This window comes from Alistipes sp. cv1 (assembly GCF_900240235.1).
GTDB lineage: Bacteria > Bacteroidota > Bacteroidia > Bacteroidales > Rikenellaceae > Alistipes_A > Alistipes_A hominis.
In genome coordinates, this window is the sequence record NZ_OEPW01000001.1 from 509,341 (window position 1) to 535,882 (window position 26,542).

Annotated in this window: 19 protein-coding genes; 7 read left to right on the forward strand and 12 right to left on the reverse strand. The window is 57.0% G+C overall.

Going from position 1 to position 26,542, the window contains the following annotated elements; all coding sequences use genetic code 11:
• Positions 1 to 45 precede the first annotated feature (45 nt).
• The 4 genes from C1A08_RS02130 to C1A08_RS02145 are packed head-to-tail and all read left to right on the forward strand — an operon-like array spanning position 46 to position 2,592.
• On the forward strand, positions 46 to 744 hold the full coding sequence (locus C1A08_RS02130) for an SIMPL domain-containing protein (protein WP_101571617.1): 699 nt from the start codon (positions 46 to 48) through the stop codon (positions 742 to 744).
• Positions 741 to 1,412 (forward strand): tRNA (5-methylaminomethyl-2-thiouridine)(34)-methyltransferase MnmD, encoded by a 672-nt coding sequence (mnmD, locus tag C1A08_RS02135; RefSeq protein ID WP_055205476.1) that lies wholly within the window; start codon positions 741 to 743, stop codon positions 1,410 to 1,412. Before C1A08_RS02130 ends, mnmD begins: the two co-directional genes overlap by 4 nt.
• A gap of 11 nt (positions 1,413 to 1,423) precedes the next feature.
• A complete protein-coding gene (locus C1A08_RS02140; RefSeq protein WP_101571074.1) occupies positions 1,424 to 1,885 on the forward strand; it encodes a cytidine deaminase in 462 nt (153 codons plus the stop codon).
• Positions 1,886 to 1,902: 17 nt separating this feature from the next.
• Entirely contained in the window at positions 1,903 to 2,592 is a 690-nt protein-coding gene (locus C1A08_RS02145) for an RluA family pseudouridine synthase (protein WP_101571076.1), read from the forward strand.
• Positions 2,593 to 2,756: 164 nt separating this feature from the next.
• Here the strand turns inward: C1A08_RS02145 and C1A08_RS02150 are convergent, their stop codons facing one another.
• The 12 genes from C1A08_RS02150 to C1A08_RS02205 form a co-directional block, all read right to left on the reverse strand.
• Positions 2,757 to 4,676, reverse strand: a complete 1,920-nt coding sequence (locus C1A08_RS02150) for a PCMD domain-containing protein (protein WP_101571078.1) — start codon at positions 4,674 to 4,676, stop codon at positions 2,757 to 2,759.
• Positions 4,677 to 4,724: 48 nt separating this feature from the next.
• Positions 4,725 to 6,482 carry a phosphoethanolamine transferase gene (locus C1A08_RS02155; RefSeq protein ID WP_101571079.1) on the reverse strand — a complete coding sequence of 586 codons (1,758 nt, stop codon included), beginning with the start codon at positions 6,480 to 6,482 and terminating at the stop codon, positions 4,725 to 4,727.
• A complete protein-coding gene (locus C1A08_RS02160; protein WP_055205471.1) occupies positions 6,482 to 7,723 on the reverse strand; it encodes a BamA/TamA family outer membrane protein in 1,242 nt (413 codons plus the stop codon). The genes C1A08_RS02155 and C1A08_RS02160 overlap by 1 nt, the downstream gene beginning before the upstream one ends.
• A 129-nt stretch (positions 7,724 to 7,852) precedes the next feature.
• Positions 7,853 to 8,374 carry a YtfJ family protein gene (locus C1A08_RS02165; protein ID WP_055205470.1) on the reverse strand — a complete coding sequence of 174 codons (522 nt, stop codon included), beginning with the start codon at positions 8,372 to 8,374 and terminating at the stop codon, positions 7,853 to 7,855.
• Between the two features lie 217 nt (positions 8,375 to 8,591).
• The gene (locus tag C1A08_RS02170) at positions 8,592 to 10,928 is read right to left on the reverse strand and encodes an alpha-L-rhamnosidase-related protein (protein WP_055205469.1); all 2,337 of its coding nucleotides are present in this window, start codon (positions 10,926 to 10,928) and stop codon (positions 8,592 to 8,594) included.
• 79 nt (positions 10,929 to 11,007) lie between these two features.
• Entirely contained in the window at positions 11,008 to 12,213 is a 1,206-nt protein-coding gene (locus tag C1A08_RS02175) for a hypothetical protein (protein ID WP_145996497.1), read from the reverse strand.
• Positions 12,214 to 12,236: 23 nt separating this feature from the next.
• Positions 12,237 to 13,646, reverse strand: a complete 1,410-nt coding sequence (locus tag C1A08_RS02180; protein ID WP_101571086.1) for an L-fucose/L-arabinose isomerase family protein — start codon at positions 13,644 to 13,646, stop codon at positions 12,237 to 12,239.
• Between the two features lie 26 nt (positions 13,647 to 13,672).
• Positions 13,673 to 16,771, reverse strand: a complete 3,099-nt coding sequence (locus C1A08_RS02185; protein WP_101571088.1) for a glycosyl hydrolase — start codon at positions 16,769 to 16,771, stop codon at positions 13,673 to 13,675.
• 86 nt (positions 16,772 to 16,857) lie between these two features.
• Positions 16,858 to 17,943, reverse strand: coding sequence for a hypothetical protein (locus C1A08_RS02190; RefSeq protein WP_101571090.1), 1,086 nt, complete (start codon positions 17,941 to 17,943; stop codon positions 16,858 to 16,860).
• A 117-nt stretch (positions 17,944 to 18,060) separates the two neighbouring features.
• The gene (locus C1A08_RS02195; RefSeq protein ID WP_180951506.1) at positions 18,061 to 18,975 is read right to left on the reverse strand and encodes an AraC family transcriptional regulator; all 915 of its coding nucleotides are present in this window, start codon (positions 18,973 to 18,975) and stop codon (positions 18,061 to 18,063) included.
• A gap of 214 nt (positions 18,976 to 19,189) precedes the next feature.
• Positions 19,190 to 20,146 (reverse strand): KpsF/GutQ family sugar-phosphate isomerase, encoded by a 957-nt coding sequence (locus C1A08_RS02200; RefSeq protein WP_055205463.1) that lies wholly within the window; start codon positions 20,144 to 20,146, stop codon positions 19,190 to 19,192.
• A 56-nt stretch (positions 20,147 to 20,202) separates the two neighbouring features.
• A complete protein-coding gene (locus tag C1A08_RS02205) occupies positions 20,203 to 20,910 on the reverse strand; it encodes a GntR family transcriptional regulator (RefSeq protein ID WP_101571094.1) in 708 nt (235 codons plus the stop codon).
• Between the two features lie 319 nt (positions 20,911 to 21,229).
• On the opposite strand from C1A08_RS02205, the gene C1A08_RS02210 reads away from it, so the two are divergent.
• The 3 genes from C1A08_RS02210 to C1A08_RS02220 all read left to right on the forward strand — a co-directional run bounded on the left by C1A08_RS02210 (position 21,230) and on the right by C1A08_RS02220 (position 26,524).
• Entirely contained in the window at positions 21,230 to 22,573 is a 1,344-nt protein-coding gene (locus C1A08_RS02210) for a dihydrolipoamide acetyltransferase family protein (protein WP_101571096.1), read from the forward strand.
• A 72-nt stretch (positions 22,574 to 22,645) separates the two neighbouring features.
• Positions 22,646 to 24,004 (forward strand): dihydrolipoyl dehydrogenase, encoded by a 1,359-nt coding sequence (lpdA, locus tag C1A08_RS02215; protein WP_055205460.1) that lies wholly within the window; start codon positions 22,646 to 22,648, stop codon positions 24,002 to 24,004.
• 39 nt (positions 24,005 to 24,043) lie between these two features.
• The gene (locus C1A08_RS02220) at positions 24,044 to 26,524 is read left to right on the forward strand and encodes an alpha-ketoacid dehydrogenase subunit alpha/beta (protein WP_055205459.1); all 2,481 of its coding nucleotides are present in this window, start codon (positions 24,044 to 24,046) and stop codon (positions 26,522 to 26,524) included.
• Positions 26,525 to 26,542: the final 18 nt, after the last annotated feature.

The following is a 26,542-nucleotide window of genomic DNA, read 5'->3' on the forward strand; positions in this document are numbered from 1 at the left end:
GGAAACGATCTTATATACAGTTACAAACTCTAAAAAAGAATGACTATGAAAAAACTGATGGTATCCGTGGCGGCCGTATTGCTCGCCGGATCGCTGTTCGCACAGGAAAAGAATTACATCGACCAACCCTATATCGAAGTGACCGGCAAGGCCGAAATGGAAGTCGTTCCAGACGAAATCTACCTGCGTATCGTCATCAACGAAAAGGACAACAAAGGCAAAGTATCGGTCGACCAGCAGGAAAAAGAGATGTTCAAACAACTTAAGGGAATCGGCATCGACCTCGAAAAGAACCTCGTCGTACAAGATATGTCCAGCGATCTGCAAACCTACTTCCTGCGTAAGAACGCAATCCTTTCGACCAAGGCCTACCAGTTGAAGGTAAACAGCGCCCAGCAACTCGGCGAGGCGTTCCAGGCGTTGCAGACGGCCGGTATTTCGGACGTGAACATCGAAAAGACGGACGTTTCGAACATCGAGGAGCTGCGCCAGGAAGTACGCACGAACGCGGCCAAAGCAGCCCGCAAAAACGCGGAAGTGCTGGCGGCGGCGCTCGGACAGCAGGCTAAGGAAGCGATTTTCGTACAAGATTACGGATTCAACATGCGCCCCTATGCGAACGTACTGATGGCCAAAAGCATGGCCGTAGCCGACGCTGCGGGAGAGGAAGCCGCTCCGCAGTTGGAATTCCAGAAAATCAAGATCGAGCACTCGGTCATGGTGCGCTTTATCCTGGGACTTTGATCCGGCCCGAAATAGAAATTACCGGGGATGGTTCCCCGACCCTGCGTCACCCGGTTACGGGTGACGCTTATCATTCCGTGCGGGGCGCGGTCGGCGAATCCGAACACGTCTTTATCCGCGAAGGATTTTTATGCAGCGAGTCGCCGCACGTCCGGATCTTCGAAGCCGGATTCGGCAGCGGGCTGAACGCCTGGCTGACGGCGCAGGCCGCACGGCGGGAAGGCCGTACGGTTTTTTACGAAGCCGTCGAGCGCTATCCGGTCGATCCGCAAACTGCCCGAAAACTGAGCTATGCGACCGATCCGCTGTTCCGGGCGCTGCACGACGCGGCGTGGAACGTCCCGGTCGGCATCGACGAACGCTTTACATTGAAAAAAGTAGAGGCGGCGTTGGAGGATTACCGATTTGACACTACCTTTGATCTGGTGTACTTCGACGCATTCGCCCCGGACACCCAGCCCGAACTGTGGAGCAAAGAACTATTCGCACGGTTGTATGCCTGTCTCGCCCCGGGCGGCACGCTGGTCACCTACTCGGCAAAAGGCCTGGTAAAGGAGAACCTGCGCGCGGCCGGCTTCGAAGTCAGGCGGTTGCCGGGAGCGCTCGGCAAACGCCACATGGTACGCGCCGTTAAACCGGAGCGATCCGACACCGGCTCAGAAGACTAAACCGAACGACGATGGAGACAAAAAAGCATTGTTTCGATTTCCGGCAATACCGGACGCAGCAGGAGCTACCGGAGCAGGAACGCCTGCTGATCGGCAAAGCCGCGGAAGCCTGCGGTTCGGCCTATGCGCCCTATTCGGGATTCCGCGTCGGGGCGGCCGTGCTGCTCGATGACGACGAAATCCTGACGGCTTCGAACCAGGAGAGCGAGGTATTCCCGTCCGGCATGTGCGCCGAACGCAGCCTGCTCTATTACGTACAGGCGAACCGTCCGGGCCGAACGATCCGGACGATGGCGATCGCCTCGGCGCCGTCGCCGAGGGAGTGTACCCCGTGCGGCGCATGCCGGCAAGTGATCGCCGACGCCGAAAAAAGGCAACAGGCGCCGATTCGGATCGTGATGAGCGGAGCGGGCCGGGCGATCGTCGTCGAAGAAGCGAAACTGCTGCTGCCGTTTACATTCGAACTGGAATAATCATCTCAACCCGAACCATGTTCAATCCCGAATCTATCCTGTACGAAGACAACCACCTGATCGTAGTCAACAAACGTTCCGGAGAGTTGGTGCAGCCCGACACGACCGGCGATCCGACCCTCGAAGACGAAATCAAAGCGTTCATCCACGTGCGCGACGACAAACCGGGCAACGTGTTCCTCGGCGTCGTGCACCGCATCGACCGTCCGGTCAGCGGAGCCGTGCTTTTCGCCAAGACCGGCAAGGCGTTGACGCGTATGAACGAATTGGTCAAAAACCGCGAAATCCGTAAAATCTACTGGGCTCTGACCGAGAACCGGCCTCAACAACCCGAAGGAGAATTGGTGCACCACCTCGTCCGCGACGGCAAAACGAATAAATCGAGAGTGTACGACCGTCCGACAGCGGGAAGCAAGGAAGCGCGACTGAGGTACCGGCTGAAAGGCAGCGGCACGCACTACCACCTGCTCGAAATCGAACTGCTGACCGGCCGTCACCACCAGATCCGGGCGCAACTGTCTAAGATCGGCTGCCCGATTCGCGGCGACCTGAAGTACGGCGCCGCGCGTTCGAACCGCGACGGCAGCATCTCGTTGCATTCGCGGAGTATCGAATTCATCCATCCGGTGCGCAAGGAACCCTTACGCGTCACGGCTCCCGTACCGCAGCAGGACAACCTGTGGAAGTTCGCCGAAACGTTCGGATAAACGGACAACAAATAAACGCATTCGCAAATCTCACTTCCGCCGGAAGACGACAGATGTAAACGGAATCGTACAACCTTCAAAAATAGGCAGAAATCTTCCGGAAGATCCCCATAAAAAAACAGGCGAAATTTCTTTCGCCTGTTTTTATTGATCAAAGGAGAGTCTTAAAATGCAGAATAAACGGAAATTTCATCGACGATCAACATACTTCCCCGTGCACCGAGTACCGTTCCTTCCGGACCCTTATAGCCGCTTCCGTTCTTACTCGACGAACATACGATCGCAAATTTATATTTATTCGCGGGATTGTATTCTCCGGTATAATTCAGTTCCAGACCGAATTGCTTGAAATCTTTCTGTTCACCGGAAGTCATAATTGCACTGGCAACGATCCGCGAATCATTCAGGACATTGCTACCATCGAGCGTTTCGTCCTCCTCGTTTTCCACTTCATACAATACGGCCACGATCGAACACTCGTCCGTTCCGGCATCTTTGAGAGCTTCGCCGATATTGTTGATCATACTATCGCCCGGCGCATATTTGTAATATCCGCTTACGAATGTAGGTTTCGTATCGCAAAGAGCACCAAAACGAGTACTTGCCAACGTATTTGTCATATTCAGCTTAAATTCGCCTATGAATAACGAACCTGCGGCAAGAGCGGGCACCATCGTCGGCAACGCTTCGTAATACGTACGGGCATCGATCGAATAAATCTGTGCACCTTTGCCCTTATAACCGGCATCAACCGGCCCAACGGGTTTATAAGGCGCATCCTGCAGAACAACGGCGGCAGAATTACTGGTCGCCCATCCCGAAGAAAGAACCGGCCTCATACCAACCGGACTACCCCATAATTTTTCTTCTTCCCACTCTTCGAAGCTGGCCAGACTGGTCTGTTTTCCGACGCAAGATACCGTATAGGTAGCCGTAGTGGTTCCGTCCTCGGCCGTAACGACAAAGTCCACGGCGCCTTGCGAGAAATCGACGGTCTTGTTCGACGCCGGTACGACGGTAGCCATTTCCGATACCACGATCGTCGGAACCAGCCCTTTCAGGTCGTCGGCCGTAGCGTCGGCCGTCATCGCAAAAGTATAATTCTTACCGTCCGTCGTCGCAGGCTGCACGGCAACTTTCGCATTGTCGGCGAATTCGATCGACAGCAGTTCGGCCAGGTCGCTCGGAACGTATTCGATCGCGCCGGTAAATTCGGCTTTGACATCGCCTACGCCCGGGACGTTAATCGTCATCACCAACTCGGTCGCCTTATCTTCCACCGTACCTTCCAACGTCACTTTGACGGTCAGCGGGTTTCCGCCGAGCGACACTTTTACGTCGCCTTCGCCGGCAACGGTATATCCGGCATCCTTCTTGGCAACGTTCACGTCACTCAAAACGATCTTACCGAGGGAGGCGCCGCCGAAAGAGAAATCCTCCATCGACATCTGCACTACATTCTCGTTCTGACGCGCGAAAACGATCTCCTGCTTGGTCGGGCCGACGGGAGTGTCGCCTACGGTAACGATCATTTTCCCGGTATAGGTCCCGGCGATATCCAGCGCATAGTCCGGAGTATCCGCGCCGATCTTATCGCCGGCAAAACCGACGTTGACTTTCAGACCCGCAGCGTCCACGACGATCTTGATATCGGCCTTATCGTTGGCAACCGTCCCGGAAACCTCCACATCGGCCGTCAACGGCACCCCGTTCAGGTTGATCGAAACGGAGCCTTTTCCGGTTACCGCGCATTTATAGGCAGCGGAAGCGTCCGTCGCCTTGGTCGCAGCCACGGCAACGTCCTTGATCTCGATATTTCCCAGGCTCATGCCTTCGTACGTGAAATTCTTGATCTCCATGGTCACTTTGTTCTCCCCGGTCCGGGTAACGTAAATCTTTTCCGTAGTCGGTGCGCCGGGCTGCGCCTCTCCGAGCGCTACGGTCATATCGCCTTTGAAAATACCGGCGATCTTGGCTGCATAATCGGTCAGATCAGGTCCCGGACCGTCATCGTCCTTGGAACAGGAACTCATCAGACCCAGCGTGAAAACGGCCGCGAGCGACGCTAATAAAATTTTTCTCATAATAAAATTGGTTTTTGTTAAAATTATTTGACGTATAAATCGTACTTCCTAATAAAGGATATCCCGGACATGAGCCTTGTCGTATTCGATATGATGTCGGTCGAGCATCTCGAAATCCTCGGGACGCAGGCCTGAATTATAAAATTCCACCGCCTTGTTATGGTCGTTCAGGTACATCCTGCGCGGATTGAACACGAAACCCGAACTGGTAAAGGCCTGCGTCGAATCCATGTAACGGCTCTGCAGGAACGCCATGTCGGCCAGATCGTGGAAAACCGAACCCGTCGTCGACGGCTTATCGCGGTTCGCCACGGCATTCCGATACTTTTCGGGGAATTGCGCCCGGTATTCGTCCGAAAACCATGCGAGCGCAGCCACGTGCAACTGATAATAGGTCGGCGTTGGCGAAGCGTGCAGGAACCGTCCGCGGTCGTCGTCCATCAGGTCCTCGCCGTGGTCGGCGCAATAGAACAACGCCGAACAAACCCGCGCGCTGTCCAGCAACGAAATCACCCGATCCAATACATAATCGGTATAATACACGCTGTTGTCGTAAGCGTTGCAAACGACATCCCGGTTCTCGCGGTTTACCGCCGACGCATGATCGGGCACGAAACGGGCGAATTCGGCCGGATAGCGTTTCGTATAATCGAAGTGAGATCCGTAAGTATGCAATACGATGAACAGGTTATCGTCGTTCTCTGCGATGACATCCCGCAGATAAGACAGCATATCCCCGTCCGGACGGTTGTCCGTATAGAGCTGCCCTTCGCGCGGACTGATGTCGATGCGACTGTCGGCTTCCTCCGAGAAAAAGTCGATCAACGAACGGTTCGGAACCTGATTCGATATGAACAGCGTCCTGAACCCGGCCTCTTTGAAAGCCGTAATAATACTTTTCTCCTGAAAAATATCATTGTAATTAGCCGCAGAAACGGCGCTGAGCAGGATCGGCACGCTCTTATGGGTCGCATTGCACTGCGTCAGCATATCGCGGAACGGCACCAGGCCGTCGCCGACCCGCTGCTGTAAACGGGGCGTGGTTTCGCGTTCGTAGCCGAACAGACTCCACGATGCGGCGCGCGACGCCTCGCCGATTACGAACACATAGATTTCGCGGCCGTCGGCCTGCCGGCTTCGCGTCACGTCGAAACGAAAATCGCGGGAAGTCTCCGGATAAGCTTCGCTCTGCGACCAGCGGTCGAGCGTCAGGTCGATATTATAAATCACGTTGATCGGAAAAACATGGTATTTCATGCCGAATCCCGGATGGGCGAACGTCGAAACGAGCACGAAAATCACGCCGAGCACGAAAGACGCCGCCGCCGCCCACAGCGCGCGACGGCGAAAAACCCCGCTGAGCCGCCGTTTGATAACCAGAGAGCGCACCCCCAACACCAACAGCGGAATATAGATCACGCAGACGAACACGACCGCCGGCCAGATGTTCGCCAACAACTCGCCGGCCTCGGACGCATTGGTCGTAAACAGGTTCGTGAACATATCCACCGCGATGATCGACCCGCCGAACAGATACAACAGTACGATCTGGAACGCGCCGAGGATCATCAGCGGCAGCGTGCACAGCATCACGCCGCCCGGACGGGGCAGCGATACCGACACCAACAAATAAAACGTAGCCGGCAGCAGGATCGACCCCAGCACGGTACTCCACGAATAGGGCTCTGTAACGGCCAAAAACAGGTTCGGCAGCAACATGATCGCCACGTAAACGACCGATATGGTCTCCTGTAGCCCGAGCGCCCGTTTCAATCCGCTGAAAAACCGATTTATCATCTTTTTCATTAAAATGCTTCGTTAATACTGAACAGAAATCCGTTCTGTCCCTTCTTTCCAAAACCGTAGTCCAACCGGACGTTCACCCGCTTTTTGAACTCCCAGCGGTAACCGATCCCGTAGTTGGGCAGCGTATGCGCCGGGTTGAACTTGTTCAGGCTCGGGAAGACGTTGCCGGCTCCCACCCAAACGGCGATCCCGCTGCGCCCGTAAATCTTCTGCCGCAGTTCGGCCTGGATCTCGATCATCTGCTTATCCCGGTAACGGCCTTCGTAATATCCGCGCATCCGGGTCGATCCCCCCATCAGGGCGAGCATCGTCCACGGCGTATTGCCGTAGTTGAACACCCCGTACAGGTCGTAGGCCATAACGCCCCCTTTCCACACCTGATGATAGGCGTCCACCTGGAGTTCGGTACGCGAAAACGCCCCTTTGTTCCCGAAGAAACCGGGGAAAACCCGCTGTTCCAGCTTCACATAAACCCCTCGCCACGGATTGGGAATAAAATCCCGCGTATCGTACATCAGGTAGCCTCCCACGCCGGTATTGATATAACGGGTAGCTTCCCCTCTCAGATAACCGACGTCCGAAAAATCCTTCCCTTCGATGTAGTTGAAACTCGCATCGACGCCGAGATAGAAATTCTTCGCCACCCGGAACATGAAATCCGCCTTCACCTGGTTCTGCAACCGCTTGTAGCTGCCGGGAGTCGCATACGTAGCGTTGTCATAGCCGATTCCCCAGAACGCGCTCGGGAACGAAAAGAAATAGGTCGAGAAACCGACCCGGTACTTTCCCCCTTTGAGCAGCGTATTGTTACTCACGCCCAGCAGATAAAAACCGGTCGTAGTAATATCCCCGAACAACGAGACGCTCGACGGCTGTATGCTGAGGTCCTTTTTATCGACCCGGTACAATCCGGCAGCCACGATCCCGATTCCCAGTTTGATATCGGACGAATAGTGCGGTCCCCCGATAATACTGAAGTCCAGCTTCTTCGTTTGGGTCTTATCTTCGTTGGCGGTTTCGAAATAGCGATAAAAACGCCTGAAGAAATTATTCTTCCTCACCACCGTATCCCCCGATTTCTTCAACCGCGTCACGTACAGATGCTTCACCGTCGTATCCCCCGACGGTTTGACGATCGTGTCGTTCGAAAGGTACAGCGTCGAATCGGCCGCAGCCTCCGCCGTCTCTCCTTCCGATCCGCCGGTCGCAGCCGTCCGGCCGGAAACCGTCGCAAAATTCATACAAACTGTCAATACAAGTAACAAAATTTTCTTCGTGGTCTCCATATTCAGGAACTTTTCAACAGAGAAAACATTGTCCCCCGTTCGTTTTGCGGGCAAAAGTAGTGAATAATCGCCACAATTCAGCTATCACTTGTATTTATTGATAACTCTGTAAAATTCATCGATTTGATTCTGCGAAAGCTCCCCCTTCGACAAAAACTCGATCTCTTTGTCCTTGTTCACGAAAATCAACACGAACATATCGTTCACGTCCCCCAGATTCCACCCGTCGCGCAGCATGTAATCGGGATCGGTATAGATCGCGGCTCCCGTTTGTTTGACTTTTTTGCGAATCATAGCCCGCACGATCGCATTCGGCAGCAACGGAGCATCCTTGAGATTGACCACGCCGAAACTGTATATATTGTCGCTCTCGATCTGGTTCTTTTCGAGGTTCTCGCGGAACTCCTTATTCTGATTGGCCTTATCGGGGTCCACGTAAAAAATCAGCAGGTTTTTCTTGCCCAAATACGGCAGCTCCACAGGCTCGTTGCTCGGATCGCATATTTTAACAGGACCTACTTTCGATCCGACCGTAGCAGTCTGAGCGGACAAGAACGCCGGGGAGACCATCATGAACATGAAAATCAGGTAATTTAAACGTTTCATACGATTTTATTTTTAAATGGATTCACAAATATAGGCCAAAAACGGAAAACTAAAAAAGTTTTCCCGTTTTCGACTATTTTCTCATCCCTTTAAAACAATCCTCACACGAGCCAACCGCTTTATCTGAATTAAACGGGAAAGCCGGAAAAAAGTTACAATAAAAAAGTGCGGATCCTGTAAAATGATCCGCACTCCGAAACCAAACCCGAAGCCCCGGTTACCGGGACGAAACCGCAGGCAGTTCGAGCGTCCGGGAAGTGTTGGCTTTCACCTGCACTTTTTTCTTTCCCTGCCCGGTGAAAATCTCGACCGCTTCGTCCGGAGCGGTGACCGTATAATAGACCGTACCGTCTTTCAGCGTCCAGTCGACCCCGACGACGGCGCCCGACGGCAACGGAATTTTACCCGAGGCGCGATCGAGCGAACCGACGTGCAGCGTCAGGTCGAACGAATTCACTGCGCGGTCGAACCGGGGATTCAGCCCCAGCGCATAGCGCGAAAGCTGCCAGGTCGGCGCTCCCGCCCACTGGTGGCAATGCGTCCAACGCGTATCGAACACTTCCACCCAAGTCGTGCGCCCTTCGCCCAACGCCCAGCCCCAGCATTTGCGGTACTGATCGAGGACGAAATCCGTCTCCCCGTTCTCGAACAGGATCGGAAAAGCGTAATGCGAAAAATAGGGCGTAATCAACTGCGGGTTGTTCGCAGCCGGATCGCTCAACCGAGGAGCGTCCGGGTTGTTCGGAAAGCAGTTTAAGATATGTTTTTTGATAAAAGCGACCGCCGCCGGACGGTACTGCTGCGGAATCAGTCCGGCCTTCATGCCGAGTACTGTGCGGTGGTATCCGATCTTATCCCAATCGTACCCGTACTGCGCGTAGTAACGATCCAGTATTCCGCTGAACTTCGCGGCTTTTTCGCGGTAGTAGGCCTCCCTGTCTTCGAGTCCCAGTTCGGCCGCCCAGCGCGTCATCGTCTGCACGGCAATCATATAGTGCAGGTTCAGCGCCATATCGCTGCCGCCATCGTTGGCTACGTACCCCCAGTCGATGAAGTTCCAGTAAGGGCAATCGTTGGTAATTCCCTGATCGGTCAGGTACGGATCGAATGCGGCGACGTTCTTTTCGGCCGCGGCGAACAATTCGTCGAGCACCGTGCGGTCGCCGGTCAGCCGCCAGTAATTCAGGCAGGCCGGAACCCATTGCAGCGCATAGGAAGCCATGTAAGACTCCCCGCCGGGACACAGTCCGGCCACCAGGCCTTCCGGATTGGCGCACTGGGCCGACTGCACCAAGCCGCGGCGCACGATACCGATATCGGAGAAACCGACAGCCCCGATCTCCATGCCGACGATACCGACATCGCCGAGCCACTGTCCGCGCTCGCGGGTCGGATTGTCGATCAGGGCATCCTCGCTGCACGCTTTGTAGGTCTCGATCCCGGTGTTCCAAATCGTATTGAGCAGATCGTCCGCGCTCGAAAAACTGCCGTCCGCACGGTCGTAATACCCCCTTTCGACGAACGACTCGTCGACGAAACGCACGCTGTCCTTCGGCGCGATCACATGCACTTCGACGAAACGGCCCCCGTGCGGGATCAGCGGGAAAAAACGCTGCTCGCCGCCGCGGGCGATAAAGCGGTACATATTATAGGAATCCCCGGCCGACAGCGTGATCCACGGGGCGACGCGGCCGTCGCTGAGGAATTCGCTGGAAGCGATCTCCACGACAGCTCCGGCAGGCAGATCGAGCACCAGGTCGGGACGCGCCAGGCGTACCCGGCCGAGATCGTAACGCCGCCAAACGCCTTGCCCCGGATAACGTTCCGGCGACAAGTCGCGCAGGAAAAAGCTGGCCCCCGGATTATCGCCCGGATAACCGAACACTTCGGCCAGTTCGCCGGAGGCGATCAGCTTCGGTTCGATCTTCAAGCTTTTGACCGGAGCGATCTTCGATGCGGCGAATTCCCCGATCGCGCGTTCGACGAAAACGGGCTTTCCCCACGACGAATCGTCGTAGGCGGGCTGCTGCCAATCCTTTTGCAAGGCGCGGGTATCGAGCCACTCGATCCACCCCAACTGCGGGTTGATCCGGCGCACCTGCGAGCTATAACCGGCAAGTCGCTGGCAGCGCCAGTCGATCGGCAGTTCCTTGCCTCCGACCGCAGCCTCCAGGTAGAGGAACGGCTGTATCGGGTGCAGAATGCGGGTAACGACCCCTTCGTACTGCAACTGCACGGCGATCGTGTGTTTTCCTTTTTTCAGATCGACGCTACGAAGCTGGTACTCCGGATAAGCCGCCGTATAACGGTCGGGCCCTTCGGTAAAATACTCCCCGTCGATCCAGACCACATACCACGAAGCCCCGCTCAGCCGCAGGTCGACGCGGGCGTCCGAGTCAAGCGTAAACGTTCCGCGGAAACCGACATGGATATCGGGCGCGGCCGTTGCCGCGTCGGTCCACATCAACCGTTCTCCGATCTGCGACCCCGCAGCAGCAGCCGGAAACGATAGTCCGGCACACAGGATCGCGCAAATTATTTTCAACGATTTCATTTTTGATATTAGGTTTAAGTTCAGTTTTTCATTCGAAATCCCGCCGACGGATTTACGAAACGTTCTCCCGGCGTTTCTGTCATTTGATCTCTTGCCGCATATAGCGGATCTGGTCGTAAAACCAATTGTACTCCCCTTCGCGGAACCATTCGTACCGACGGCCGTTGTCCCGGCGGCCGATCTGCGTGGCATAGAACAGGTAGAGCCACCATTTGCCGTCGCGGCGGCAGACGAAGGTCTGCGGCACCTGGCAGGCGGCGATTCCGGGATCGGGCGGGATAAATTCGCCCTTCTCCCAATGCCGCCCGTCGGCCGAAAAAGCCGTCCGGAGCTGGCGGCTGTCCCATCCCTCGAAGCGCCCGGGAGTCTTATCCGCAGGAGCGTAACCGGGCGGATCGGAAAAACAGTAGTAACCCGTGCCGATCTTAACCACTTCCGGATTGGGCCAATTGTCGAGCAGCGGTTCGTCGAGGGAATGGACAAAATCGAAACGCCCCGTCCGGAAATCGCCCCGACACTCAGCCAGCCCCATATGGCAGTTCCCCGGAAGGGAAGCGTTGTAATAGTCGAAATAGAGCTTCCACGCCTGCTGCTGCTCGTCCCACATCAGCGTCGGCCGGTGAAAGTCGCCTACCCGGGCGGCGGCGGCCCGGGGCGGGAACACCGAATCGCACTGCGCGATCAGCAGCGGCTCTTCGCGCTTGTGCCAATGAACCCCATCGACGGACGTAGCCCCCATTACGCACAACATCATCCCGGAAGGATACCCCGCAAGCGGCCCGTCCAGCGGTTTCGACGTCGAACTGAAAGCCATGTAATACACCCCGTCGCGAAAGACGACCGACGGATCGCCCACATGCCACGCATGGTAATAATGCCGGTCGCCGTCGGTCGAAGCGAACAGCGTCGAGGCCCAATCCTCCGGTCGGTCGCCGCTCCAACTGCCGTCTTTACAAAGCACCTCCCAACGATCCAGATCGCGCGAACGGGCATGGTAGATCGCATCGCAGCCGGGATATTCGGGATTCGTCGGATCGACGATCCAGCCGAAAAACCACATCCGGTAAGGATATTCCGAATCGTCCATCTCGATCACACAGGGCTGATAAGCGTGCAGAAAGCCCTCCAGCACAGCCCGCTGCGGACGCTCCCACTCCCCGGCAGGAAACCGGGGCGAATGATCCAGCACCGGCTTACGATCCCAGGTCAGCCGCCCGGCGACGCCGGATACGGAGCAACCCGCCGGCGCCAGCGCCAACAGTCCGCCGGTCAACAGAACGAGCAAGTCGCCCGTTATTTTCCGCCGGCTCAGCATACCTTCACCACCGGGATGCCCAGCAGGAAACCCAGTTTTTCGATTTTATCGCCCAGATGACCGATACCGATCGCACAGTGGTGGGCAGGCCCGGCCTTGGCCCATCCGTCCATAAAGGCGCGGGCACCGATCGGGAAACGATACCGGCTGTTCGTATTGCCGATCTGCAGCACCTTACCCTCGACGGACTCTCCTTCGGCGGTCAGCAAAAACACCCCGTCGCGGCCCTCGACCACCGACAGCAGCGTCACCGGTCCGCGGCGGACGCTCATCTGGATCGAAAGTCCTTTGCCCGGTTTGCCGTGATAGATCGGCAGCGGCACCAGTCCCACGCGGCCTTCGGCGATCGCAAAATGCGCCGGACCGTCGTGTCCCCACAGCACCACGTCGTCGTCGAAATCCATCGCATAAGGCTCCGAGAACGACCCGCCGGCCCCGAATTCGGCCAGTATCTTCATCGCATGAGCATTCTTCACTTCGCACTCGCCGGCGACCGGAATGTTACGGCCGGTCAGCAGCGTATTGCCGGCGATCACCGACGTCACGATATTTTCGTATTCGTTGCCGGCGGCCCCTTCGTAATAATAAGCCATCGAGCCGAGCCGGTGCGCCTCCACCAATTTGTCGAGCGCGACCGAAGTCCGCGCGGCGCGTTCCACCTCGTACGGTTCGCAATCGGCGGCTACGTCGAAAGTCGAACGGAACTCCTCGATCTTAGCGGCGGTTTCAGCATCGGTCACGCGGTCGCGCAGCTCTTTCAGTTCGCACATTTCGAGCAGTTCGACATGCGTCCCGAATACGCCGGACATCCGCGTAAGGTCGGTATATACGTCGAGCATCCCGCAATAGTAATGGCCGAGCACCCCCATCCGGTTCCGACGCATCGCGGCGGCTACACCGGCCGCTTCGATCCACGCTCCGATCTGCTCCCAGACGGACTCCTCGGCCAGGTATCCGGTCACGATGTCGTATTTCAGTCCCAGCCGGTTGAACACGCAGGCCACTTCCGGCACCGAGCAGGCCTGGCAGTGCGACAGCCACTCGCCGGTCATCCGACCGCGGTCGCCCATGCCGTTCAGGTAATCGTAGTCGATCGCCGCGGCGGGCTGCAGGTTCAGCACGATCACCGGCACGCCGAGCCGCTGCACCACCGGCAGCACCGTCGACGACAGCGCGTAAGTCGATATGTACAGGAACACCAGTTCCACATCGTTTTCTTTCAGCCGCCGCGCGGCGGCGTCCGCTTTCGCCGGGTCATCCACCATCCCGGCGTCGACCACCTCGGCCCCCATGCCGCTCATTTTTTCCGCGATCTGCCGCTGGTAGCCCTGCAAACGTTCCAGCAAACCGTCGAACTGCCCCCAATAAGTATTCAGTCCGATTCCAAAAAGTCCGATTTTCATGTTTTTTATTCGTTTTCAAAAAATAATCATTCGCATTCGACGAGCGCAAAATCCTCCTGCAACCCGAACGGCGTCAGGAAATATTCCGACGCCTTACGCAACTGCGGCACGTTCCACCGGTTCGGATCGACGATGCCGTCGTAGGCGACGTGGTGCGGACCGATCAGGTTTTCCATGTTTCCCACCACGCGCAGTTCGACGTCGTTTTTCCCTTTCCGGACGAAAGGCGTGACATCGAGCGTATACGGCTCGGCGAAAACGACGCCCGCCTTACGGCCGTTGACCCATACCTCGACGAGCGACCCCGTCCAGCGGTCGGCCTTTACGTAATAGCTTTTCCCGGCAACGCCGTTCACTTTGAAGCGTTTCGCATATTTCATCTCCCACGGGTAGAACGGCGCGCCGAGCGCCTGCCAGTTCCGCAACGGACCGTAACGGGCCGCCGGCACGATCGTCCAGCGGTCGCCGCGCTGTACGACCTCGAAATCGCCCAGCACATAGACGGCGCCCAATTCGGTATGGACGGTCGTTTTAGCGGCGACCAGTTCGACCGTATTCTCTCCGGAATGCACGTATTTTCCGACCGGGATCAACTTGAACTCTTCGTCCAGCAGCCAATCTTCGCCGGCCTGCACGGGCGTGCCGTTCACTTTCACGGTGTACAGCCAGGGGCGTTCCACCAGAATCTTCATCGACTTCGTATCCACCCCGGCTCCCGAAACGGTAAAACGGTAAGCGGCCGTAAAGCCCGGCGCGGCAGAAAGATCCATGTTCACGATATCCTGCTTGTACTGCATCGCCCAGAACCACGGATTCCCGCTCAGCCCGGCGTTGCGGAACACTTCCGCGCCTGCATTGTTGTAATAAATATCTTTGTACTGCTTGTCCCCGTTTTGCAAATCGATAAAATCGATCAGCAGCACGTTGTCCCTGTGGCGTGCGATCCGCACCGGACCGTCGGCCTGCAACGGCGTACCGCCCGTCGACACCTGCGGTTTCCGGGCTTCGACCGGATCGTTAGAAACATACAGCAGCACGCTGCCGGCCGGTTCGACACGGGTTTTTACGGTCACAGCACCATTTGCCGTTTCGACCGGCATTTCATATACCTTCCCGTCGAGCGCATCCATCCGCACCGCATGTTTCCCGTTCAGCGCGACTTCCACGTCGGATGCTTCGTCGAGCGAAGCATTCACCAGCAGCAGCGTCTGGCCGCCGTCGAACTCCCTGCGGTGATGGTGCAGATCGCCCCCTTCCCGGCGGACAAACCGGATGCCCTCGCTGCGCAAATAACGGTCGATCGCTTCCGGTGTGCATTCCGCCAGCGAAATCACGCTGTCCGACGCAAAAAAAGCTTCCGCTTCCGCAGACGGTTCGCCTTCCACGCGGGACGGATGCCCGAAAGCGATCAGCCGGCCGCCGGTGCGCACGAACCCGCGCAACATATCGAACGTTTCGCGTTCGAGGTTTTCGGTCTGCGGCGCAACGACAAAAGTACCGTACGCCCGCTGCCCAACGACGAACTTTCCGTCGCGGACGCTTCCGTTCGTCCGGAAAATATTTTCGCATCCCAGGTCGAATTCCACCTGCGCGTGTTCGAGTTCCGTCACCAAATCCTGAAACGCCTGCCCGATCTCCATCGCCCGGTTCAAAGACGCAGTCCCGTAATACTGGTTATACATCCATACCGAGGTCGTAGGTTCCAGCACCAGAATATCGTTTCGCTGTTCGCCGAGGCTCATCGCCGCGCAAATGCGGGCGATGTAATCGTTCAGCGCCCGGTAGTCGTTCCACCACGCGGCGCTCTGATTGAACATCGGCGGATAATCGAACTTACGCACCCCGGCCATGCTCATGTGCCCTACGTGCTGATTGACCAAGTTGACGCCCAGCACCATCTGCCAGTCGCACAGCCGTTTCATATCTTTGAACGTCACGTTCCATCCTCCGCCGCCGTAAGTTTCGCTCAGGACGCGCGGCCGCCCGAGCTGGTTGGCTATGCTCCGCACCTCCTTCACCGACCGGATATTCCCGAACTGCGCGCCGGTGCTCTTTTCATTGAACTGGTTGAACAGCATGTCGATCCCCGGAACCTGCTGCCACGCGGCCATCGACATGTTGTCCGTTACGCCGGTCACCAGCGGCCAGTTGTGCTCCCAGTAGTGCCCCGTCCACGAAATCCCTTTCCCGGCACAGTAATCGTACCACGGCCTGGCCCAGCGCTCGACAAACAGGCGGTTGAGCAACTGGAAATAGTCGTGACGCACCTTTCGCCAATCCCCGATTTCCTCGTGCAACTGCGGCAGGCAGTCGCTCAGATCATAACCGTACTCGCTACGGAAAACGTCGAACAGATCGGGCGTCCAACGCACGCCGCCGGGCGACACGATCTCGGGTTCGTCGGTAAAAACGCCCTTCACATTTCCCTTCAGGTCGCCTCCGAACGTCTTTTCGTAACCCTGCATCGTGATCTCCATGAATTTGTCGGTCACCCCGTGCGCCAGCAAGTCGACATACGGCCCGCCGGCATACCACGGCGACGGCTGGTAAAAAGTCTTTTCATACAGGTAAAACCGGCCCGGCCGTCCGGCCATCGAAGCGGCCCGCTCGGTAACGTTTTCGAATTTACCGTCCTCCTCGGCGACAATCACGAAATATTTCGAAACATCGGCGGGCATCGTATCGGCCGCCGTCGGTTTCAGGCCCTGTCCCTGGTTGAACGCTTCCGGCATCTCGCGCGGCACATGCCCGCCGGCGAAACCGCTCGGGTAGGAATTTTCGTCGTAAAGCCACACTTCGAGTCCCAGATCGCGCCCCTTGTCCACCGTATATTTCACCATCTCGTTCCACGTCGGCGACAGGTACTCGGTAATCAGTCCGAGCCGCGGATGGATAAATACGCCGCCGCAGCCCTGTTCCTTATATTCGGAAAGGATACGGTCGATCCGGTGCGGCGTAATCTCGGTGTTCCACACCATAAACGGCTTGGTGCGGAACTCGCTGCCGGGATCGGCGAATTGATCGAAAAGCCGCTGCGCCGATTGCGCGTCGGCTCCGTCCTGCGCGTCGGCAGTTCCGCCGACGGCAAGCATCAAAGACAGGATGGTCAAGTGGATTTTTTTCATTCGTCCAATATTTGTAGGTTATGCCGCCCGCACCGAAAAGAGCCCCCGTTCCGTACCGGCGCGCGCCTTCGTCTCCCCCGACACGGTTATTTATTTAGAAAGGTAAGTTTCAGTTTCAACTTGCTGACCACCCCGTACGACAGGCCGTCGTAATCCTTAAATGCGGTGAAGAACATCGTATACGTGCCGTCTTTCTCCTTGATCAGCGAAATCGGCGTCCGCAGCGCGGTCCACCATTTTTTCACGACCGGTTCGATGTCGATGTGGCGCAGTTTCGACCAGTGCACACCGTCCCACGACAACGTATATCCCAGCTTATCGACCCACGGACCGCCGTCGACGATCGCGATATAAACTCCGTTTTCGAGCCGCATCACGATCGGATTCTCGGCAAAACTCTCCAGGCCTACCGGGTTCAGTTCGCTCATCCGCGTCCACGGCCCTTCGATTCGGTCGGCCCGGGCCATCCCGACCATCCACCTGCAGGTGGACATCTGCTGGGTCGTCGCGCTGCCGTACAGCGCGTACCACTGCTTTCCGATTCGATACGGGAAAAACGAATCGACCCCCTGATGTCCCTCCCACGGATCGGGATTCTCGTCGTAGCGCATCAATATTTCGCGGTCGGTATAGGGACCGCCGATCCCTTCGATTCCTTTTACATCGGAAACGGCGTGCTGAATCACGCCGTCAAAATTCAGGTTATTGACGTCGGGTTGCTGCGGAAGCGCCTTATAGCATACGTAAAAGAGATGCCACCGTTTGTCTTTTTTATGGTAGACCATCATCGGCCCCCAGATCGCCGCGCGCTGCGACGCGCCGGTAAAATCGGCGTCCGACTCGCGGATCGTGGCCCGGCGGCGCCAGTCCGTCCCGTTCTCGGAAGTCCAGTAGCCGGTGCGCATCCGCACGCAGTACGGATCGCCGACCATCTCCGACGTAATCATGTGATAAGTGTTTCCGATTTTCACGACCCGGCCGCCCTCGAATCCATATTTGATATCTTCCGTATCCGGAGAACCGCGGCGGAGGATCGTATCCTCGCAGGCGAGCACCTCGATCCGGACGATTCCGTCGGAATCGGCGATCCGTTTCGGAGCGGCATCGCGTCCCTTGCCGGACGCGCCCATCGCCGCCAGCAAGGCCGCGGCGACAAACAGTTTCTTTTTCATAACGATTTCTGTTCGGGTTAAAAAATTACGCACGATCTCCCTCGTTCATACAAAAGTAAAACGACCGGACGCGGATCGTGTTCCAAAATTGATATATAAGTTCTGATTTTTGATCCGTCAGTCGAGCGGATCGTCCGTGGCTTCGCTGCCGCGCAGCCGGCAGCGGTACTCCTGCGGACTGTACCCGGTGCGCTTGCGGAAAAAGCTGGAGAAATAACGCGAAGAGTTGAAATCCAACGCATAGGAAACCTCCTTGACCGTCATCGCCGGATCGGAAAGCAACTCCATCGCCCGGAACAGTTTCAGTTCGAGGATATACTGCGCCGGCGCCATCCCGGCGTGCCGTTTGAACGCCGTGCGGAACCACGAGTAGCTGACGTGCAGCCGCCGGGCCACCTCCTGCGCGCTGATATTTTCGGACAGGTTATCGCGCATGATCACCTTCGCCCGGGCGATTTTATCGCACGTCTCGTCGTTCGGGGATTTCCGGCCGGAATTCAGGTTCAGCGCCCCCCCCATCAACAGCGAAACGGCGCCGGACAGCATCTGCTGGTAATAAGGGCCCTCCTGTCCGGCCGCCTGCATCGCGCCGCGGTAAACGTCGATCGCCAGCGTACTGATCCCTACGTTGTAGACCGGCGAACGCCCGCTGAAAAAGCCGCCGGCAACCCGTTCGTCGACCACCTTGCCCCGGAAACCGATCCAATAGACGCCCCAACCGGTTTTGCGGTTCGGACGGTACGTATGCCAGCATCCGGGAAAGATCAAGAACATCGCCCCGGGAGCCAGCGCGTATGTCTTGCCGTCGGATTCGAAAACGCCCTCTCCGTCGACCACGTAGATCAACTGGTATTCGTCGAGCACCCGGCCGGCGGTCACGTTGAAATAATAACCGGCCGGGTGGTCGGCCGGAGGATAGGCTTCGTCCGCATCGATGCGCTGAAAACCGACCGACGTGACGGTAATTCCCCACAGCCGGTCCCGATCGTTCGCCACCAGGTATTTGAACTCGCTCTGATCCTTCGTTGCCATCGGATTCCGGTTTAGCGGCCGCGGATGCCCGCCGCCGTCCTCAAAATTAATTCTTTTTTCGCAAATGCAAAAACGGTCGCCCCGGAAGCCGCTTATTCGGCCGCAAACGGCAACCGAGCCGTACCGTGAAATCACGACGACCCGATACGCGAAAAGCCCGCGCAGAATAATTCTGCGCGGGCTTTTCGACGGTCGCTTACGGCATTCCGGAACGCTACCCGAGCACCGACACGTTGAAAAACTCGACGACGCCCGCCACGGCGCCCGCATCGTCGACCACGATGATCGAATGGATCTTATTGACGCGCATCATCTCCTCGGCCGCCGTAATGCGGACATCGGGCGAAATGGTTTTCGGATTGCGCGACATGATCTCCTGCGCCTCGATCCGGAAAAAATTCTCCTTGTATTTAGCCATCGCCCGGCGCACGTCCCCGTCGGTAATCACACCGATCAACTTGCCGTTCTCGACGACCGCGGCAATCCCGAGCCGGGCGTCGCTGATCGCAATGATGACCTCGCCGAGGGTCATCGTCTTCGGAACGCACGGAACGCCGTCCTTGCGCATCACGTCGCGCACGCGGGTCAACAGCCGGCGTCCGAGGCTTCCGCCCGGATGAAACACGGCGTAATCCTCCGCCTTGAAATTCCGCATCTTCATCAGCGCGATCGCCAACGCGTCGCCCATCACAAGCATCGCGGTCGTCGACGACGTGGGAGCCAGATTCAGCGGACACGCTTCGCGCCCCACATTGATATTCAGATGAAAATGTGCATTTTTAGCCAGCGTTGACTGCGGGTTGCCGGTAATGGCGATGATCGTATTGCCGTTGTTCTGCATGAACGGGATCAGCTTCAGCACCTCGTCGGTCTGTCCCGAATTGGCGATCGCCAGCACCACGTCGTTCTTCGAGATCATACCCAGATCGCCGTGATAGGCTTCGCCCGGATGCAGGAAAAAAGCCGGCGTCCCGGTACTGGCCAGCGTAGCGGCGATTTTTTTACCGATGATACCCGATTTGCCCATGCCGGTAACGACGACCTTGCCGGTACAAACCAGTATCGCCTCGACCGCCTGGTCGAAATCGTCGGTCAACAGGTTGCTCAGGTTGCGAATGGCGTCCGCCTCGGCGTTGAACGTATCGATCGCATACTGCTTGATCTGACTCATATTCGTATCGTTTTTCATAATAAATTCGGTCGATTATGCAATGAATCCCCCTCTTATCAAAAAGTTCCGATCAGGCCGTAGCCCTGCGTGGCGCAGAAAACCTGACTGTAAATATGGAAACCGGGACGATTAGTCTCGATCTTCCGGTTCAACTGCAGGATCGGATGGCCGGCGCGCACGTTCAGGTACTCCTGCAGCCGCTTGTCGGCGCGGATCGCGAAAAGCTGCTGCGTTCCGCCGGTCACGACGATCTGATAGCGCGTTCGCAGCGAATCGAACAGCGAACGGTTTTCGAGATCGTATTCGGCGAAACGGGGCAGGTTGATATCGGGCAGCATCGTTATATCGAAAAACACCGGCTCGCCGTTCACCAGCCGCAGCCGCTCGAAATAAAAACAGCCGGCCCGCTGCTCCTGCGGTTCGACCGGGAATGAAAACGCCTCGTCCAACGGCCGGGACTCCGGCTTCAGGATGATGTGCGTCGAAAGATTCGCGCTGCTCAGCGCCGAGGTCGTTCCGGTCAGCGACAGGATGCCGATTCCTTTGGGCGCCCCTTTGACGATACTGCCTTTGCCTTGGTGCTTGACGATGAACCCGTCGGCGACCAACTGGTCGAGCGCCTTGCGCACGGTCGGCCGCGCCAGACGGTACTGCCGGCAAAGGTCGTGCTCGGACGGCAGCAAGTCGCCCGGACGGAATTCCCCCGACGCGATCTGTCCGCGCAACGTTTCGTACATTTGTTTATACTGCGGCAAATTGCCCATAACAACTTCTCTGAATTAATCGCCCCGCACGCCGACGAACCGGCTTATCGGTCAACCGGATACTGCGATCGGGCGACCGTCCGAACCGCGCGCCGGGCAGTCCAAAAGTAGACAAAGTATTCTGTTATTCCAAATTCCAAGTCAACAAATTTGTATATACAAGCTACAAACTTGTAAGTATTAATATTTTCAATAACACGCTTGTTATCAACGCTTAAAAAAAATTATCAAAATCACTTGTATATCTAAGTTATTGTTGTAACTTTGCAATGATTTTCCAAAAACTACAATTTAAAACCAACATACTTAAACCTAAATTATGGCAACAGTAGTTATCATGCCGAAGCAGGGACAGTCCGTAGAAAGCTGTATCCTGACCGAAATGAAAAAGAAAAAAGGCGACACCGTAGCGGTGGGAGACATCCTTTTCGCCTATGAAACGGACAAAGCCTCTTTCGAAGAAGAAGCCCAGGTAGCCGGAACGGTTCTGGACGTTTTTTTCGACAACGGCGATGAAATACCGGTGCTGACCAACGTAATGGTGATCGGCAACGAAGGCGAATCCACCGACGAATTCCGTCCGGGTGGCGCAGTTCCCGCAGCAGAAGTTGCGGCGCCGGCGGCAGCGGCCACGGTAGCGCCCGCCGAAGTAAAAACGACAGCGCCCGCACCGGCGGCAGCGCCTACGGCAGCTCCTTCGGGGACAATGTCGCCGGTATCCCCGCGCGCCAAAGCGCTGGCAGAAAAAGAAGCCGTCAACGCTGCCGCGTTGACCGGAACGGGCCCTCACGGCCGCGTGATCGAACGCGACGTAAAAGCCGCCGCGGAAGCCGCTCCGAAAACCACGCCCCTGGCCAAAGCCATTATCAAAGAGACGGGAGCAGCCCTTCCGACGGCCGGAAGCGGACTGGCCGGCATGGCCAAAGGCGCCGACGTAGGCGCGCTGAAGAATTCGGTTTACGCCACCGACAGCGAAATCAAGCCGATCTCGAACATGCGCAAAATCATCGCCAAGGCGATGCACGCTTCGTTGCAGAATTCGGCGCAGCTTACCCACCACCTCAGCGCCGACGCCCGCCGCATCATGGCGCTGCGCAAGAAGGTCAAAAAAGCGGTCGAAAACGGCTACCCGACCAACATCACCCTCAACGACATGGTATGTATGGCCGTTATCAAGGCTCTCAAGAAGTTCCCGCAGGTCAACGCCCACTTCCTCGGCGACAGCACCCGCAACTTCTCGAAGGTGCACCTCGGACTGGCCGTCGATACCGAACGCGGCCTGATGGTTCCGACCGTCAAGAATGCCGACGACCTGTCGATCCAGGGGCTGGCCAGCCAGCTCAAAGAGGTCGCCGAAGCCTGCAAGAAAGGCTCGATCGATCCGGATCTGCTCTCTTCGGAAGCCGCTTCGTTCACCGTATCGAATCTCGGCAACTACGGCGTAGAGATCTTTACCCCGGTCATCAATCTGCCGCAGGTTGCGATCCTCGGCGTGAACACGATCGTTCCGCGTCCGAAAGACCTCGGCGGCGGAGTCTACGGTTTCGTTCCGCACATCGGACTGAGCCTTACCTACGATCACCGCGCGCTGGACGGCGGCGAAGCGACCCGTTTCGTGAAACAGATCGCCACGGAGATCGAAAACCTCGAATTCGAATTGTAAAATCAACCGGACTCCGAAACGCCACTGAAGGCGTTTCGGAGTTCATCACTTAAAACTATAAACCGAAATACAATGATTGATTTAGCAATTATCGGAGGCGGTCCCGGCGGCTACGTGGCTGCGGAACGCGCCGGTGCGAAAGGGCTGAACGTCGTGCTGTTCGAAAAGAGGGAATTGGGCGGCGTCTGCCTGAACGAAGGATGCATCCCGACCAAAACCCTGCTTTACAGCGCCAAAGTATACGACTACGCCGTACACGGCGACAAATACGGAATCAGCGCGCCGGGCGCGACGTTCGATTTCGGCAAGATCGTCGACCGCAAAAATAAAGTAGTAAAAAAATTGGTGGGCGGCGTCGGTTCGAAGATGAAAGCGCACAAGGTGCGGGTCGTTAAGGGCGAAGCCAAAATCAAAGGACGCTCGGCCAACGGAATCGAGATCGAGTGCAACGGCGAAACGTACTATGCGGTAAACCTGCTACTGTGCACCGGTTCGGAAGCTTTCGTTCCGCCGATTCCGGGCGTCAAAGAAGCCGGCGACGTGATCGTTACGAACCGCGAAATCCTCGACCTGAAAGAACAACCCAAATCGCTGGTAATCATCGGCGGAGGCGTAATCGGGATGGAGTTCGCGAGCTTTTTCAACAGCCTCGGCACCGAAGTGACCGTCGTAGAGATGCTGCCGAAAATCCTCGGCGGACTGGACGGCGAAATCAGTTCGATGTTGCAGGATATTTACGCAAAGAAAGGAATCAAGTTCAATCTCAACTGCAAAGTAACCGAAATTCGCGGCAACGAAGTGGTCTATGTAGACAAAGACGGCAAAACGCTGTCGGCTAAAGGCGACAAGATCCTGATGAGCGTCGGTCGTCGTGCCGTTACGGCGGGCATCGGCCTTGAAAACCTCGGTCTGGAATTGAACCGCGGCGCGGTCAAGGTGGACGACAAGATGCGCACGAACGTGCCGAACGTCTTCGCCGCGGGCGACGTGACCGGATTCTCGATGCTGGCCCACACGGCCAGCCGCGAGGGCGAGGTAGTCGTCAACAATCTGACGGGCCGTCCGGATGTCATGCGTTACAACGCGATCCCGGGCGTGGTTTATACGAATCCGGAAGTGGCCGGCGTCGGACTGACCGAAGAACAGGCTAAAAAAGAGGGCATCGAATACCGCATCGCAAAACTGCCGATGGCCTATGCCGGACGCTTCGTCGCCGAAAACGAAGGCGGTAGCGGCCTGTGCAAAGTATTGGTAGGCGCCAAATACGGCGAAGTGCTCGGCGTACACATGCTCGGCAACCCGTGCAGCGAGATCATCTACGGCGCCTGCATGGCCATCGAACAGGAAATGACGCTCAAAGAGATGCAGGAAGTCGTATTCCCGCACCCGACCGTATCCGAAATTTTCAAAGAAACCATTTTTGCTTTCTAACCGAATAACAACTAATTAAAAACTTAAAAATCATATATTATGCCTAAGTCGCAATATATCGACCCGAAAGAGATGCGGAAAGCCGGTGAGATCACCTTCACCCCGATTCCGGTCAATCAGTACAAAAAGACGATCAAGGAAGAGCTCAAGGCGAAGAACTTCACCAAGGACGATCTGAAACGCATTTACCACGACATGGTCGTGATCCGCGAATTCGAAACCATGCTGCAACTGGTAAAAACGACCGGCGGATACAACGGCGTGGAATACAACAACCCGGGCCCGGCGCACCTGTCGGCCGGTCAGGAAGCCGCCGCCGTAGGTATGGCTTACATGCTCGATATCAATGACTTTATCTTCGGTTCGCACCGCAGCCACGGCGAAATTCTCGCCAAAGGTCTTCGCGCCATCGAGCTACTCGACGACAAGGATCTGGAGAAGGTGATGAACGAATTCTGGGACGGCGCTACGGTAAACGTCGCCAAGAAAGCTTTCAAGGGCGGTTCCGTAAAAGAACTGGGTATCCGCTTCCTGCTGTACGGCGCGCTGGCCGAGGTATTCGCCCGCACGACCGGGTTCAACAAAGGCCTCGGCGGAAGTATGCATACCTTCTTCACGCCGTTCGGCATCTACCCGAACAACGCCATCGTAGGCGGTAGCGGCAGCATCGCAGTAGGTGCGGCCCTGTACAAGAAAGTGAACCGCAAGCCGGGCGTGGTGGTTGCCAACCTCGGCGACGCGTCGATGGCCCGCGGCCCGGTTTGGGAAGGCATGACCTTCGCTGCGATGGATCAGTTCAAACAACTGTGGGCGGACGATATGAAAGGCGGCCTGCCGGTGATCATCAACATCATGGATAACCAGTACGGCATGGGCGGTCAGACCCGCGGCGAAACGATGGGCTTCGACTTCGCGGCCCGCATCGGCGCCGGCGTCAACCCGGCCCAGATGCACGCAGAACGCGTGGACGGCTTCAACCCGCTGGCCGTGATCGACTGCTACCGCCGTAAGAAAGCGATCCTCGAAGAGGAAAAAGACGGCCCGGTACTGATCGACGTGCTGACGTACCGTTACAGCGGCCACTCGCCTTCCGACGCTTCGTCGTACCGTACCAAAGAAGAGGTGGAAGCCTGGGAAGCGGAAGACTGCATCGCAGCCTACGGCAAGGAACTGATCGCCGCCGGCATCGCAACGCAGGCCGACTTGGACGCCACGACCAAAGAGGTGAAGGACATCATGTTCGACACCTTCAAACTGGCTATCGACGACGAACTTTCCCCGCGTATGGACCTGCACAAAGATCAGGAACTGCTCGGCACGATGATGTTCTCGAACCAGTCGATCGACTCGCTGTCGGACGCTAAGCCGGAAGTAAACCACCCGATGAGCGAAAACCCGCGCGTACAGCAGATCGCCAAGAAAGAGCGTTTCGCGTTCGACAAGGACGGCAAGCCGTTCTCGAAAATGAAACAGTTCCAGTTGCGCGACGGTATCTTCGAAGCCATCATCGACCGCTTCTACAAAGACGCGTCGCTGGTCGCCTACGGTGAAGAAAACCGCGACTGGGGCGGCGCGTTCGCCGTATACCGCGGTCTCACGGAAGCGCTGCCGTACCACCGCCTGTTCAACTCGCCGATCGCCGAAGCCGCCATCATCGGAACGGCTATCGGATACGCCATGTGCGGCGGCCGCGTAATCCCCGAAATCATGTACTGCGACTTCCTCGGATGCTGCGGCGACGAAGTGTTCAACCAGCTACCCAAATGGCAGGCCATGAGCGGCAACATCCTGAAGATGCCGGTAGTCGTCCGCGTATCGGTAGGTTCGAAATACGGCGCGCAGCACTCGCAGGACTGGACGTCGCTGGCAGCCCATATCCCGGGCCTGAAAGTGGTGTTCCCGGTTACTCCGTACGACGCCAAAGGTTTAATGAATGCGGCTCTGCAGGGCACCGATCCGGTGATTTTCTTCGAAAGCCAGCGTATCTACGACGTAGGCGAGCAGTTCCACGAAGGCGGCGTTCCGGAAGGATACTACGAAATTCCGCTGGGCGAACCGGACGTGAAACGCGAAGGCAAGGACATCACGATCCTGACCATCGGCGCCACGCTGTACCGCGCGCTCGAAGCGGCCAAAACGCTCGAAGAGAAATACGGCATGAGCGCCGAAGTGATCGACGCGCGCAGCCTCGTTCCGTTCAACTACGAGAAAGTGCTCGCTTCGGTGAAGAAAACCGGACGGATCGTCATCGCCGGCGACGCTACGGCGCGCGGCTCGTTCCTGAACGACCTGGCCCGCAACATCACCGAACTGGCGTTCGATTACCTGGACGCGCCCGCCGTCGTTCTGGGATCGCGCGACTGGATCACGCCGGCCTACGAGCTGGAATACGCGTTCTTCCCGCAACCGGACAGCTTCTTGGACATCATCCACGAAAAGATCGTTCCGTTGCAGGGATACGTTCCGACGCGTAACTACACCGATGCCGAACAGATCCGCCGAGCTAAAGAAGGTATCTAAAGACGTGTAACATAACAC

Coding starts and splice junctions, on each gene's coding strand:
- C1A08_RS02130 (WP_101571617.1), top strand. CDS start 46: ATGAAAAAACTGATGGTATCCGTGGCGGCCGTATTGCTCGCCGGATCG.
- C1A08_RS02140 (WP_101571074.1), top strand. CDS start 1,424: ATGGAGACAAAAAAGCATTGTTTCGATTTCCGGCAATACCGGACGCAG.
- C1A08_RS02145 (WP_101571076.1), top strand. CDS start 1,903: ATGTTCAATCCCGAATCTATCCTGTACGAAGACAACCACCTGATCGTA.
- C1A08_RS02150 (WP_101571078.1), bottom strand. CDS start 4,676: ATGAGAAAAATTTTATTAGCGTCGCTCGCGGCCGTTTTCACGCTGGGT.
- C1A08_RS02155 (WP_101571079.1), bottom strand. CDS start 6,482: ATGAAAAAGATGATAAATCGGTTTTTCAGCGGATTGAAACGGGCGCTC.
- C1A08_RS02160 (WP_055205471.1), bottom strand. CDS start 7,723: ATGAATTTTGCGACGGTTTCCGGCCGGACGGCTGCGACCGGCGGATCG.
- C1A08_RS02165 (WP_055205470.1), bottom strand. CDS start 8,374: ATGAAACGTTTAAATTACCTGATTTTCATGTTCATGATGGTCTCCCCG.
- C1A08_RS02170 (WP_055205469.1), bottom strand. CDS start 10,928: ATGAAATCGTTGAAAATAATTTGCGCGATCCTGTGTGCCGGACTATCG.
- C1A08_RS02180 (WP_101571086.1), bottom strand. CDS start 13,646: ATGAAAATCGGACTTTTTGGAATCGGACTGAATACTTATTGGGGGCAG.
- C1A08_RS02185 (WP_101571088.1), bottom strand. CDS start 16,771: ATGAAAAAAATCCACTTGACCATCCTGTCTTTGATGCTTGCCGTCGGC.
- C1A08_RS02190 (WP_101571090.1), bottom strand. CDS start 17,943: ATGAAAAAGAAACTGTTTGTCGCCGCGGCCTTGCTGGCGGCGATGGGC.
- C1A08_RS02195 (WP_180951506.1), bottom strand. CDS start 18,975: ATGGCAACGAAGGATCAGAGCGAGTTCAAATACCTGGTGGCGAACGAT.
- C1A08_RS02200 (WP_055205463.1), bottom strand. CDS start 20,146: ATGAGTCAGATCAAGCAGTATGCGATCGATACGTTCAACGCCGAGGCG.
- C1A08_RS02205 (WP_101571094.1), bottom strand. CDS start 20,910: ATGGGCAATTTGCCGCAGTATAAACAAATGTACGAAACGTTGCGCGGA.
- C1A08_RS02210 (WP_101571096.1), top strand. CDS start 21,230: ATGGCAACAGTAGTTATCATGCCGAAGCAGGGACAGTCCGTAGAAAGC.
- lpdA (WP_055205460.1), top strand. CDS start 22,646: ATGATTGATTTAGCAATTATCGGAGGCGGTCCCGGCGGCTACGTGGCT.
- C1A08_RS02220 (WP_055205459.1), top strand. CDS start 24,044: ATGCCTAAGTCGCAATATATCGACCCGAAAGAGATGCGGAAAGCCGGT.